Annotated in this window: 10 protein-coding genes, 3 tRNA genes and 2 pseudogenes; 5 read left to right on the top strand and 10 right to left on the bottom strand. The window is 40.3% G+C overall.

Annotated features, from left to right (window positions below; genetic code table 11):
* Positions 1 to 18: 18 nt before the first annotated feature.
* From bglB to HPL003_RS16010, 7 genes are all read right to left on the bottom strand, one after another.
* Complete coding sequence (gene bglB, locus HPL003_RS16035; protein ID WP_014280736.1) at positions 19 to 1,119, bottom strand: beta-galactosidase BglB; 1,101 nt, start codon at positions 1,117 to 1,119, stop codon at positions 19 to 21.
* Positions 1,120 to 1,328: 209 nt separating this feature from the next.
* On the bottom strand, positions 1,329 to 2,618 hold the full coding sequence (locus tag HPL003_RS16030; protein ID WP_014280735.1) for an ABC transporter substrate-binding protein: 1,290 nt from the start codon (positions 2,616 to 2,618) through the stop codon (positions 1,329 to 1,331).
* Between the two features lie 37 nt (positions 2,619 to 2,655).
* Positions 2,656 to 4,209 carry a response regulator transcription factor gene (locus HPL003_RS30225; protein ID WP_014280734.1) on the bottom strand — a complete coding sequence of 518 codons (1,554 nt, stop codon included), beginning with the start codon at positions 4,207 to 4,209 and terminating at the stop codon, positions 2,656 to 2,658.
* Positions 4,210 to 4,213: 4 nt separating this feature from the next.
* Positions 4,214 to 5,971, bottom strand: coding sequence for a cache domain-containing sensor histidine kinase (locus HPL003_RS16020; RefSeq protein ID WP_014280733.1), 1,758 nt, complete (start codon positions 5,969 to 5,971; stop codon positions 4,214 to 4,216).
* A 5-nt stretch (positions 5,972 to 5,976) separates the two neighbouring features.
* Positions 5,977 to 6,291: an L-rhamnose mutarotase gene (gene rhaM, locus HPL003_RS16015; protein WP_014280732.1), complete on the bottom strand. Its 315-nt coding sequence runs from the start codon at positions 6,289 to 6,291 to the stop codon at positions 5,977 to 5,979.
* 272 nt (positions 6,292 to 6,563) lie between these two features.
* Positions 6,564 to 6,633 (bottom strand) — tRNA-Lys (locus HPL003_RS28550).
* A gap of 16 nt (positions 6,634 to 6,649) precedes the next feature.
* On the bottom strand, positions 6,650 to 7,534 hold the full coding sequence (locus HPL003_RS16010) for an SDR family NAD(P)-dependent oxidoreductase (protein ID WP_014280731.1): 885 nt from the start codon (positions 7,532 to 7,534) through the stop codon (positions 6,650 to 6,652).
* A gap of 202 nt (positions 7,535 to 7,736) precedes the next feature.
* Between HPL003_RS16010 and HPL003_RS16005 the strand changes: the two genes are divergently transcribed.
* The 3 genes and pseudogenes from HPL003_RS16005 to HPL003_RS30560 all read left to right on the top strand — a co-directional run bounded on the left by HPL003_RS16005 (position 7,737) and on the right by HPL003_RS30560 (position 10,309).
* Positions 7,737 to 8,198 carry a MarR family winged helix-turn-helix transcriptional regulator gene (locus HPL003_RS16005; protein ID WP_014280730.1) on the top strand — a complete coding sequence of 154 codons (462 nt, stop codon included), beginning with the start codon at positions 7,737 to 7,739 and terminating at the stop codon, positions 8,196 to 8,198.
* 6 nt (positions 8,199 to 8,204) lie between these two features.
* A pseudogene (locus tag HPL003_RS29825) lies at positions 8,205 to 8,550 on the top strand (PD-(D/E)XK nuclease family transposase); the annotation flags it as partial.
* A gap of 107 nt (positions 8,551 to 8,657) precedes the next feature.
* A pseudogene (locus HPL003_RS30560) lies at positions 8,658 to 10,309 on the top strand (IS1634 family transposase).
* 233 nt (positions 10,310 to 10,542) lie between these two features.
* On the opposite strand, the gene HPL003_RS15995 reads toward HPL003_RS30560, so the two are convergent.
* The gene (locus tag HPL003_RS15995; protein ID WP_014280725.1) at positions 10,543 to 11,190 is read right to left on the bottom strand and encodes a hypothetical protein; all 648 of its coding nucleotides are present in this window, start codon (positions 11,188 to 11,190) and stop codon (positions 10,543 to 10,545) included.
* Between the two features lie 478 nt (positions 11,191 to 11,668).
* On the opposite strand from HPL003_RS15995, the gene HPL003_RS15990 reads away from it, so the two are divergent.
* A tRNA-Ala gene (locus HPL003_RS15990) sits at positions 11,669 to 11,740 on the top strand.
* A gap of 261 nt (positions 11,741 to 12,001) precedes the next feature.
* Here the strand turns inward: HPL003_RS15990 and HPL003_RS15985 are convergent.
* A tRNA-Lys gene (locus tag HPL003_RS15985) sits at positions 12,002 to 12,074 on the bottom strand.
* Between the two features lie 119 nt (positions 12,075 to 12,193).
* Positions 12,194 to 12,661: a transcriptional regulator NrdR gene (nrdR, locus tag HPL003_RS15980; RefSeq protein WP_013309614.1), complete on the bottom strand. Its 468-nt coding sequence runs from the start codon at positions 12,659 to 12,661 to the stop codon at positions 12,194 to 12,196.
* A gap of 106 nt (positions 12,662 to 12,767) precedes the next feature.
* Between nrdR and HPL003_RS15975 the strand changes: the two genes are divergently transcribed.
* Entirely contained in the window at positions 12,768 to 12,992 is a 225-nt protein-coding gene (locus HPL003_RS15975; RefSeq protein WP_014280723.1) for an alpha/beta-type small acid-soluble spore protein, read from the top strand.
* Positions 12,993 to 13,058: the final 66 nt, after the last annotated feature.

The raw sequence follows: 13,058 nt of genomic DNA, 5'->3' as shown, positions 1-13,058 counted from the left end.
GATTTAGATACCAAAGATTTAGATATAGGTATGAAGATATTCGGATAGACAAAGCACAGCCAGCGATTGTCCATAAGGCATGGTAGTCTTTCTGATTTCCTTGTAAAATTCCAAAGTATCTCCCATACCTGTTCCTACAGATACCTTTTGCAATGCTCCTTCTTTATTAATTTCATTGATAATTCCGCAAATAGCCCTGTGGGCGACTTCTTTATAGCCCTGACTGATATACCGCTTATGAACGGATTTTAAAATTCCATATGCAAATCCAGCTGAAGCTGAAGCTTCCAAATAAGAGGTCTGGTCATTAATGAGTGTATGCCATAAACCGCTTACATCCTGATCGTTGGCAAGAGCTTCAACTTGCCTGTTCAATGTATCAATCAGGAATTCACGGAGAAAATCCCCCTTTTCCAATTCCAATATTTCAATAATCTCGGGAATCGCAATGGTGATCCAGCAATTTCCTCTTGCCCAAAGCGCTTCGGCATAATTGTGGTTTCCTTCGAATGTCCAGCCGTGGAACCATAAACCCGTCTTTTTGTCCGTTAAATATTTGATATGGATTAGAAACTGCCTTTTGGCTTCTTCCAGGTATTCAGGTCTGTTGAGCAGCTTACCAATTTTCGCCAAAGGCAGCACGGTCATCATCAAGGTATCGTCCCAAAGCTGATTTTTATTCTCTGGTCCATAGGTCATATGCTGTAACCCGTCTTCTTTGGTACGAGGCATATCATGCATTACCCATTCAGCCCAATCCTCCAAATAAGGCAGGTATGTCTGGTTTCCGGTATCCTCATATAAAAATGCCAATGTTAATAGCGGCGCCATCGTATTGACGTTTTTCGGCGGTGCGCCTTCTTGAATTCTTGCATTGAACCATTTATTGATGATGTCCAAAGCTTTTTGGTCATTAGTCAATTTCCAATATTTATATATTCCATATAACCCTACACCCTGAGGCCAGTTCCAAACATTCCAGCTTTTATCATCCACAATTAACCCGTCAAAATGGAGTAAAAATTCACCGCTTTGGTCTTTGATTTCTGTGAGATTATTCATTAATAAATGAATACGATCAACGACCTCTTTCTTCTCGAAAGCTTTTACCTGCAACACAGCAATCCCTCCAAATAATGATCTCTTTCTCTTGATTTGTCATCGCTTACACTTATACTGTTATTGTATTGAAAGTGCTTTCTTGAAACCATAAAAAAAACAGTGGATTACGTTTAAAAAACATACTTGTTTTCCGCCAAACGTAAAAACACCTCCAAGGTTATCTCCCTATCTGACGATACGGAAGAACTCTCTTGAAGGTGTTTTGATTACTTATTTTTGCCTAAAATCCTTTCAGCTTGCTTTCTAAAGGACTTCGCTCCATCTTCCGGCGTCATTTTCTTAAATAAAATCTGTTCGGATATATTATCAAGCGCTTTCATAATTTCCGCATTGCCGAGTGGATCATTCGGATCCATGGTGTGTACATTTTGAGACGCTTTTTCAACATAATCAAAGATTTTAGTTTCAGCTTCGGATAATTCCGGCTTGATTCCTTTGATCACCTTTGAAGATACCGGGACACCTCGATCACCTTTGATCAACTTATTGGCTTCCATATTATTCACAAAGAAATTAATGAACTTGGCCGCTTGTTCCTTTTGTTTTGAACTCTTAGGGATGGAAAAGAACATACTCGGTCTTAAAAATAAAGCCGTTTCGTTCGCATACTCAGGAGGCAGTTTGATGGATAAGGGTGCTTTAGCCGATTCGGCAAATCCCGAATATTGATTGGACCAATTCCAACTCATTGCTGCATTTCCTGTTACGATAAATTCATCATTCGTTCCTGCTACATGTGCTTGAACGTCTGGAGTCGGGAATGCCTTTGCATCAACTAACCTAAGCTGCCTTTTAAAGTAATCAACAAATAATTGGTCGTCTGTATAGCCAAGGCCTGTACCGTTTTCATTATAAAGACGCGAGCCTTGTGTTCTTAAATAGTAAGGGAAAAATACATCGGCAGGGTACATTCCATTTGTACCATACACGTGTGTAGCATTTTTGACCTCGATTGCTACTTTTTCGAAGTCATCCCAAGTCCAGTTTTCATCTTCAATTTGAATACCGGCTTCTTTTAACAGATGATCATTTGTAATCACAGAAAGAACGTTCGATCCAAGGGTGAAGCCATATAATTTACCTGCAATCCTTCCACCGGAAATAGCGTTTTCATCAATGGAGCGAATATCAATCGTCCCATTTTTTATAAATGGAGTTAAATCATCCAGCCGACCTTTTTCACCATATTGAAACAGGTAGGCCCTATCCATTTGAATCACATCTGGCAATTGACTAGCGGCAGCCATTGGAGCAAGCCTCTTCCAATAATCATCCCAGTTGGCATATTCCTCTACAATTTTTACATTTGGATTTTCATTCTCATACATTTGAATAACTTTCAAGGTATATTCATGTCTGGATTGGTCCCCCCACCAGGCCACGCGCAGGGTCACTTTTTCACTTTCCTCTTCATGATTTCCTTTATTGTTTAAATCACAAGCAGCGACTGAAAGGAGCATTATAAAAGCAAATAATACCAAGCCAAACCTTTTCAAGCTTTTACCTCCCTTTTGCGAGTAGGCTTAGGTGGATTCATGTAACTTTCCGGTATTCAGATGGTGTATAGCCAGTATATTTTTTGAAAACCTGACTAAAGTATTGGGGGTTATCGCCAAAACCGATTATTTGAGCCAACGTTCCAACCTTCACATCGTCCATTTTTGAAATGTACTCCACTGCCTTTTCAATTCTTAATTTAGTAAGACAGGCTGAAAATTTCTGACCCGTTTCCTGTTTGAACAGTTTTCCCAGGTAATCTGGATTCATATATAGAATGTCATTAGCTACCATTTTTAGTGATAAATCAGGATTACCTAGATTCTCGACTAAAATTTCTATGACTCTGCTAATTACGGAAGACTGTTTTGACTTGAAACGATTATAGTACTCATGGGTCATTTTTTGGGCTGTTGCTTCGATATAATCTTTCATCTGCTGGACCGTTTCCATCTCTAATAGCGCAGATGTTCCCATGAGGTAACCTTGCATGCGATCTGTATCAACTGTCTGTACAATTGCAATATAGAGCTGTATACAATAGGATTTTGTCAAGTCAATCCCCAGCCGTAAATCCGTCATTTTTTCAAAAATGCTGGTAATTCCGTTGCATACATCCTGGATATGCCCGGATTTGATTTTTAGAACAAGTTGCTGCTCATCGATCATAAAATCATTGGGGACGGCTGTATTTGCCGGTAAAATATCTTTTCTCGTTATAATGCTTCCTTCCCCCAAATAAAAGCGATGTTCCAAACACTCCATGGCCTCACGGTACAATTTTCTGGCATTTCGGAAATAGTTCCCTTCACTGATGGCAACCGTGGTATCTCTTTTGAAATATTGACGAATGGTTTCTCTTATTTGATTAATTATTTGATGTAGTTTTTCCGAGTCATGATCATCTTTGATCAGGAACAGTGCATATTCACCAATATTGGTCGTTACCAAGACAGAGTCAAGGATCTCAGCACCAATATTTTTGATGGCAAACAAATGCTCATAAGAAAAATAACCTTCCATCATAAAAAGAACGATTCTGACCTGCTGATTATTTATTTCAAAATCGAAAAGCTGCTCATAGAATGATAAATCATTGTCTAGGTAGCTTTTACTCGTTAAGAATTCGGTTAACAAATGTGCTTTGATATAGGGCTGAGCATTTTGATATTTTTCCTGGAGCTCGCTAGTAAAGGTTTCCTGAATCTTTTTTTCGTTTAGTTCATTAACGGTATCGTTAAGTGCAGCTGTAATTTTATCCTCATTGCATGGCTTTAACAAATAATTTTTAACATCATAGTGCATGGCGGTTCTCGCGTATTCAAATTCACCGTATCCGGACAGTAGGATAAACTTTATAGAAGGATATTTCTGATGCGCCTTTGAAACAAGACTAAGTCCGTCCATACCAGGCATTTTGATATCACTGATCACAATATCAGGTTGCAGTTCAACAATTTTCTCATACGCATCGATCCCGTTTCTCGCCGTTGCTATAAGTTCCGTATCCAACGCTTCCCAATCGACCACATTAGAAATACCTTCAACAATAATCCTTTCGTCATCTACCAATAATACTTTATATGACATTCTATCACCCCGTTTGAGCAGGTAAAACTACCGTAATTGCGGTCCCTTTTCCCGAAAGATTTTCAATTCTTAAACCATACTGTTCACCAGCATAAAGCTTGATCCTATCATCGATATTATTCAATCCTATTCCAGTACCTTTAAGATTTAGTTTGCCTTCTTTTACTTTTTGAAGTATTAGGGGATCTATGCCAGGCCCATTATCTTCTATCCGAATAAATAGCTTGTCCTCTTCCTGATAAACATGCAATTTAATAACTGACAAATAGATCGAAGGCTCAACTGCATGCTTGAACGAATTCTCCAGTAGCGGCTGCAATATTAACTTTGGAATTTTATATTTTGCAACATGGGAGGGGAAGTCCATTTGAAAATCAATCCGGTCGTCAAACCGGTATTTTTGGATGGTTAAATAACTTTTTAAAATGTCGAGTTCTTCTTCAAGTGTAATAATACCCTGCTTAAAATTGGTGGAGTATCTCATGAGATGACCAAGGGCTTCCACCATGCTTGAAATTTGCTTCTGTTTATTTATTTTAGCCAACCAATTAACGGACTCCAGCGTATTGTATAAAAAGTGCGGGTTGATCTGAGCCTGCAGTGCTTTAAATTCAGTTTCCTTGATCAGCAGCTGCTTAGAAAAGTTCTCCTGGATCAACTCATCAATTCTTTGGATCATGGTTATAAAATTCCGATAAAGAATCCCAATTTCGTCTTCATTAATCGTAGAGGGATTTAATAAATTTACGGCGTGAAAGTTCCCCTTTTGGACTTCCTGCATGGTAGCTGCTAATTCTTGAATGGGATTCGTAAACTTTCTTAAAAATTTAAAACCAAGGGAAATAAGAAAAACGAACATTAACATAAAAACCAGCACCAAGGTATATTTTGCAGCGGTAATCTTGGAAAACATCATGTTAAACGGAATGATGCTCCAGTATGTCCAGTCTTTAAAATCGGTTGTAATATGGCTGACAAAGCTTCTTTCCCCATTAATGTATTCAATACTATACCCCTGATCATTTTTCGCATTGAAATGATATTCTTTTAAATCATCTATTCCTTTTTCCGAATAAAAAACCTCATCCTCTTTTGTAATCACAATATTGCCTGCTATTTCTCCGTGAGGTTTTGGTAAACCGCTTACAATCTTGTCTAAATGAACACGAACAAGCAGTTTGCCGATGGTTTCAAAGTTTAAGTTCTCATAAGACTGGATCAGGCGAACAGAAATTAAATCCCCATTACTCCCTTCCAGCTCCATCCAATGGTTTTTACCCTCATACTTATCCGCCTGGCTAAGAGCAAGTACCTTATCTTTATTCTTTATTGGTTTGCTGCTATCCCCGGCCAAAAACTCCCTTCCTGCTGAATCGTACAGATAAATGGACTGAATGTAATTTGCCGGGTCCACATATTTCTCCAATTCATCTCCCATTTTCTGTTCAAGACGATAGAAATCATAGCCTTTTGCATTTCCTTGAAGCTCTAATAAAGTTTTTTGAATATACGGGTCGACTGCGATGTTATAACTAATTTCTTCCACTCTTTCAAGCTTCTCTTCTACGTTGTTGGATGACATCATCAGCACTTGTGCGGATTTTGCATAGATTTGCTCATCATAGAGGGAAAAAGCATATTGAAGACCTCCTAATACAAATGCAAGCGTTGTCATCATAATCAATGTAATCGTTAAGAAAAGCTTTACGTTTAACTTTGAATGTTTATAAAAATTCGCAAAGTAAAACCATATCTTCTTCATATTTATTATTCCAAATAAAATACTTCCTTTAAATTTCTTGACACAGGACTGTGATCAGGATTTGTTTCCATTAAAGGCTCCATATAAGCCCACCATTTTTGGCAAATATCTGTTTGAGCCATTTGTTCCCATTTTTCTTCATCTTCAATTTCCAGGAAAGCAAATAAGCTCCCCGTTTCTTCATCAAGAAATATGGAATAGTTGTGTGCACCGTGCCTTTTTAGCACTTCAGCCATTTCCGGCCAAAGTTTGTCATGGCGGCGCTTATACTCTTCATAATAATCAGGAAAAACATGCATAATACTTGCTTTTCTAATCACTTTTCAACACTCCAGACTTTAAAAACCGTTTTGTCTTTTGCAGTATTTTAGGATGAATTGGTTTATCTTATTTATCTTAAATTACACTAAAATACGATAGATGCCCTATGATGCAATTCACTAAAATATTGTTTTTCACATCTTTTCATTGAGCTACTCTTCATTTACGAAATGCATGCAGCTAAGATTGAGTCTTAGGTCTGCATAAAATTTCATAAAACCATACTTAATCAACGACAAAAAAACGGCATTTCTGCCGTTTTTCTAAAGGATGGACTCTCAGGGACTCGAACCCTGGACCAATTGATTAAGAGTCAACTGCTCACAGTCCTTAGTTTAGCCGCTGTAACTCGTAAAATCAGGTCATATGATTAAGAAGACCTCTTTGTTGTAGTAATTCTTTCGTACAATTCCACAGTTTATTTTGCATAGCGATATCTCCACCGGGGTGTACAGGTACAATCGAATTTCCGGTTCCGACATTAAAATACCCTCCTGTAACCGCCTGATACTGCGGATCCACAATTAAACGAGTCATAATATCAGCTCCTCTGCGTGGATCACCAATATGAAAAAAATTCAAAAAACGCTCAAGCATTGATGCAAACCAGAGCTCACGTCCGAGACCTGTAACATTAAACCCTGGATTCAGAGCATTAACACTGATCCCCGTCCCAGTCCATTGACGTGCCAGTTCGCCAGTAAACATAATATTAAACAGCTTGGTTTTCCCATATATTGTAGACGAGCCTCTAGAAGTAAAAGGAGTTATATTGGTCAAATCCTCAGGGAGCTTAAGCTCGCCATGATTGTGTGAAGCCTCAGAGGCAACATTTACAATTCTGGCGCTTCCTGTATTTTTCAAGGAATGGTATAAGGCGTGCGTCAATAACCACGGTGCTAAATAGTTCACAGCTATCATTTCTGCAATTCCCTCGGAGGTTACCCGTTGTTCGAATGCATGCAGTCCCGCATTATTCAAAAGCACATCTATTTTGGGGTATGCAGTTGAAATCTCGTTTCCCATACGTCTGACATCTTTCATTAAGGATAGGTCCCCGAAAAAAAAGTCTACCTTTGTTGAGGGCATCATATCTTTTATAATTTTTTTAGTATCTTCAGCGCGATCCCTGCTCCTGGCTGTCATGACAAGATGAGCACCACGTTTAGCCAATTTAATCGCAACGAGTTGCCCCAGACCACTTGTTGCACCAGTTATTACAACAATCGGATTAGCCGTCATAGTGATTCTCCTTTGTGCTGAATAGTTATTGTCAACGTAATTGGACGTTCATTGCTTTACTCCGTTAGACCCGTCTCAAGTTTTGACATATAGCTAACGCAGCCATATACTTGATATAAATCAACTATATTATTTTGATTGATATATGTCAATTAATTGACTTGAATTATTTAATTTATCAATTAAGGTTAGGTGAAATAGGATGAATGATGATCGACACAAAAATACGCCGAGAGGACAACTGGAATTGGAACTCGGCGAGCAAATCAATGCCCTCATAAGCGCCTCACATGCGCTAAATGTCAGAACTGCAGCACGTTTCGATCCTTCAATACAACCTGCGGGTTTCCATATTATCCGTTGGCTGTACTCATATGGCCCAACAAGCGCCACTATGCTGGCGGAATCGACAGCTATGGATCGCAGTTCGGTGAGCCGTCTCGTCAAACAACTTGAGCTTTTGGGTTATGTGAAAAGGGAAGCCTCCCCTGATGATCGTCGAGGAATACTTCTATCCCTCACTGAGCTTGGACAACAAAAGACGATTGATGCTCTAAAAGAGAAAGAATTTGTATTTTACGAACACATTTCAAGATGGGACGATGAACAACTTGAAAATTTTATCGGAATGCTTAGGGACTTTAACGGACTTGATCACAAGTAACAAGTTCATTTGCATGAAGACCATACTGGCATTGAATGAGTGACGATCTGGAAGTACATTTTATGGAATTGTCCAGGCAGACGACACGTCTGTTCCAGTAGAAGGCGGCTTAATCAATTGGCTTCTCTTTTTGAAAGGAGTGGATAAATCCAATTGGAAGGTGCTCAAGTTAAATTAGCCCACATTGAAAAAGGCGATGGATACACTAGAGTTTCTAAGCCAAGATCGGGAACCGCGGAGTTTGTACGAGGAACGACAAAAATTTCCGCATGACGAGGCTTCTGCTCTTGAATGGGCTACGGAGAAAGGTATGGCAGAAGGAGAACGTAAAAAGGCAGTTGAAATCGCTAAGAAATGACGTTTCGCACCCTGTTTCAATGCGAAAAGGGATTTAAAGAAAGAAATTGAGCATGCGTGTCGAATATCTCCGTAAAGTCTACGAGGTACGGAGGCAAGGCGATGAACCCCAATATTCAGATCGAATCGATCCATGCTGCAGGCTATTTAAATCTCATTAGCCAGACGATGAAGGACATGAAGATTCCACAGACCATTGATGAAAAAGTTCCCTATGATGCACAATGCCGGGTAAGTCCGGGCGAAATCGTTCAAATGATCGTGATGGATATGTTGAACGGACGGCCGGCTTTGGTTCATATGGCCGAGTGGGCCGAACGTTTGGAGAAATTACTGCACCCCGGCCTGCAAGCCTCATTCTTTAACGATGATGCGATTGCCCGGCACCTGGATCGGATAAGCGATGCGGGTGTTCATGAATTGTATTCGGCGTTGGCGCTGCAAGCTTGGCAGTACAATCCCGATACCGTTCTGGCTTTTCATAGCGATACGACCAGCAAATCGGTGTATGGCGCGTACAAGGATCCTCAGGAAGGGGAATTGCTGATTACAGAAGGCTACAGCCGTGACCGCCAAGGGGACAAGCAGTTTCAGTACGGCCTCATCGTGGATGGGTAAGGCCGCCCGGTTTATGGTGATGTCCACGATGGAAATACGAGCGATAAAACCTGGAATCCCGAGGTGCTGAAAGCTCTGGATGCCCAGTTGCAAAAGATCAATTTACAAGGATTTATCTATGTCGCCGATTCCGCTGCAATGACGCGTGAGACGCTGGAGCAAGCCCGGCAGGCAGGGGCCTACCTGATTACGCGCGGCGGAAACAACCTAAAGATTGTGAAGCAGGCTGATCAACAGGAGGCAGACGGGTCGAGCCCTCAAGCCTTCGCCACTTCAAACACCAGTGCCCGGTACCGTGTTCAGGAGTTTGCGGCAGACTATGAGGGACATCCCCTGCGGCTGGTCGTGGTCGAATCGAGCGCACTGAAAATAAGAAGAAAGCCCACACCCTGGAGAAGCAAGTGGGCCAGGAGCACGAGCGGATCAAGGAAGCCATGAACGCCCAGGGGATGAATGTTTTTCACTGTGAACACGATGCCCAGAATACGCTCAAGTCGTGGCTGGCTGATCATCCACTACGTTTTCATCAACCGGGAGCACGGACGGAAGCCTATGAAGAAATCCTTCGTCCACGAGGCCGCCCGAAGAAAGGAGCGGCGCCGGAAGCTGTCACCCGCTACAAACTGGTGTTTGATCCGCTTCTCCGGGACGAGGACGTCATTCAAAAGGAACGCCGCAAGGCTTCCCGATTTGTACTCGTATCTACGGTGCCTGCAGAATTTCAGGGCAAACCGATGGATAGCGCGGCTCTTTTGCAAACGTACAAAGGACAAATTCGAGTCGAATGCAACTTTTCGATCTTGAAGGATCCTTACTTTGTCGATGAAATCTATCTGAAAAAACCGCATCGCGTCGAGGTCTTGGGCTACTTGTTCCTGATCGCACTCTTGGTGTACCACACCATACAGGGTAAGGTTCGCGGCCAAACTAGCGAGCGAAATCCACTGATCGCGACAACCAAGCGCAAATTGGCACAACCGACGACACGGGAGATCTTTCGGCTACTCGAGTATGTGCAGGTCGTTGTTTTTCGCATGCCTGACGGCAGCCTATTTCGCCAATTGGGTGGACCTCTGCGACCAGAGCAGCGACGGTTGTTAGCCTTGTTTGGGTATGATGAGTCCCTCTACATTTGAATGGTATTGGAGAAAGTCGTCTACAGGAAAATATCCCCACCCCTCACCCTACTTCAATTATGCATACGGTTTTATTTGTGATACTCACGCAATCCGTTTCAAAAAAACGTATGAATGTTTCCCAATTGGTATCTCCAGGGTGCGAAACGTCAGTAAGAACATGCTGGCATTAGGATTTGAAATTAAACTTATTGCCCAAACTAGTGGCTTATCTGAATCCAAGCTACAATCCCTCAAGCCGATTCAATTACAATGTAAAGGTTGAATGACCGCCTTCTAAAAAGCATCTGTTCTATGCTCTCTTCCATTTCTTTAGTATGTAGTACCTTTATTTCAGCATTCTCAACTGGATTAAGAATTTCATTGATAAATCTGTATTGAGATAATTCCGCACTTATACTTGCATGTACATAAGAAGATGTATTATCAAAAATCTTTTTCATATCATCATACGCTTTATCTAAAAAATTTATAGATATAATTTTAGCACTATAAGAATTTTTAATTTCTTTGTTTACATTTTTGAAATTTTCCGTAAAACTATCCTTATAATCTAATCCTACTTTTTCTAAATAACCCCCTCGTATTAAACAATCAATACTGGATCTAATCATAATTTTGCTGGCCTTATATCGATCATTAAATAACAATACATATGCTTCGATTAAGTCAGAGATTACTTCATTAAAATATTTTAATGAAGTAGGTTTAAGATTATCACCAAATCTATAAAAAAGCATTTTTATTGCAACTATACTTTTATGAATTTTTTCACATTTTGAACTTTGTTCATCTAATAAGGCCTCGTAATTTAATGCACTTTGAATTTCTAAAAAATCTTTATTCACTTTATCTTCTAAATTTTCATTAATTAATCTCATCAAAACTTTTCCTTTCCTTCAATAAAGAGTCTAAAATTGAAGATTTGCTGTTTTTAGAATTTACAACTTCTTTTTTAGATATGGTATTTAATTACGCAAACCTATTTAAGCCATAAACGAATAGAAAACAAAGAAGTATATCGTATGTATTATGTTCCGCATCATATTTAGCTCTTTGTATTTCATCCCGATCCACTGTAGAAGTCGTATATCCAGAAACCCCCTTTTCAAAGTATTCCATCCATTCTTTTCGATGAATTTTTGGCACGCTCTCTTCTGCATAGGAATGTCGGTACCATCCAATTGATTTTTTGTCGATACTCGATAAAAGGCTGCAACTCGTTTTTATTTGTCATTAACCTTCACCTCATAATTGATCGTATATATTACCATGTATCCGTTATAAATAAAGAATAAATTGATTATTGACTTAGTTACTTACTTTATGTTAAATTATTTCTTGTGAGAAATATGATATGGGGCGTTAGTTCAGTGGGAGAACGCTTCGCTGGCAGCGAAGAGGTCAGGGGTTCGACCCCCCTACGCTCCATTTTGTGAAAGACCTGTAATGGGTCTTTTTTTATTTTGAGTAATAAATTTGAGTGTAATTTAACAGACGTTATAGAGCACATTTCAGATGGAGATTCAATGAAAAATGCTTAAGATTTACATTCAGTCAACGGCATGAAGACATAACAAAAATGCTCAGCAACCGATGCTGAGCATTTCAACTTTTCAACACTTTATAGTTTTAAAAAAAACATTTTACTGCAAATAAAAAAAACGGCATTTCTGCCGTTTTTCTAAAGGATGGACTCTCAGGGACTCGAACCCTGGACCAATTGATTAAGAGTCAACTGCTCTACCAACTGAGCTAAGAGTCCATAGTGCAAAATTATAACGTTTGAAGCGACTCCTATATCATATAAAATTTTCATCCCTGTGTCAATACTTTTATAAAAAAATATAACCTTCCCACCATGAACCAAGACACAGTCAGCAATCAGTCGCTGGCTGTGTCTTTGGATAACAGTGTTTTCAGTTCCTTCATAAACATGTTAATGTCTTTGAACTGCCGATACACGGACGCAAAGCGTACGTAAGCGACTTCATCCACAGGGTAGAGCTGTTCCATGACCAGCTCACCGATCTGCTGGCTATCCACCTCTGTAGCGGCTGTGTTACGAATGGCGTTTTCCACCTGGGATACGATCATATCCAGTTGTTCGACGGATACAGGACGCTTCTCGCAGGCCCGAATGAGACCACGCAGCATTTTATCACGGCTGAACTCTTCACGGCTACCATCCTTTTTAATGACCATAAGCGGGGTCTCCTCCACCATTTCAAAGGTGGTAAAACGCCTGGCACATTGCTCGCATTCGCGGCGACGGCGGATGGACTTGTTATCATTCGCAGGCCGCGAGTCCAGCACTTTTGTTCCATTGTAGGCACAGTACGGACATTTCATAAATTCATCACTTCCTTTTTCCAATAAATTCCCGTTACTTTACAGTAATAATTTTGTCAAAACAGATCATAATATGTTTACCACGTCGCGAGGAGGTGAACAACAAATGGCACAAGGAAACAATGGCAGCTCCAACAACCTGGTAGTCAACAAAGCCTCCGGCGCTCTGGAGCAAATGAAATATGAAATCGCTCAAGAGCTGGGTATCAGCATTCCTCAAGATGGATACCAAGGTAACATGACTTCCTATGAGAACGGTTCGATCGGGGGCTACATCACAAAACGCCTCGTAACGATCGCCGAACAACAATTGGCAGGTCAATACCAATAATCTCGGTAATAACTCAGAAGTAACAAGAAAAAGTGTATGGATAGGCTGCTAAAAACAGCCTGTCCT

Source organism: Paenibacillus terrae HPL-003, assembly GCF_000235585.1.
In the GTDB taxonomy this organism is placed as follows: Bacteria; Bacillota; Bacilli; order Paenibacillales; family Paenibacillaceae; genus Paenibacillus; species Paenibacillus terrae_B.
Note: the sequence above shows the minus strand (reverse complement) of the source record. Positions and strands in the feature narration are given on the sequence as shown.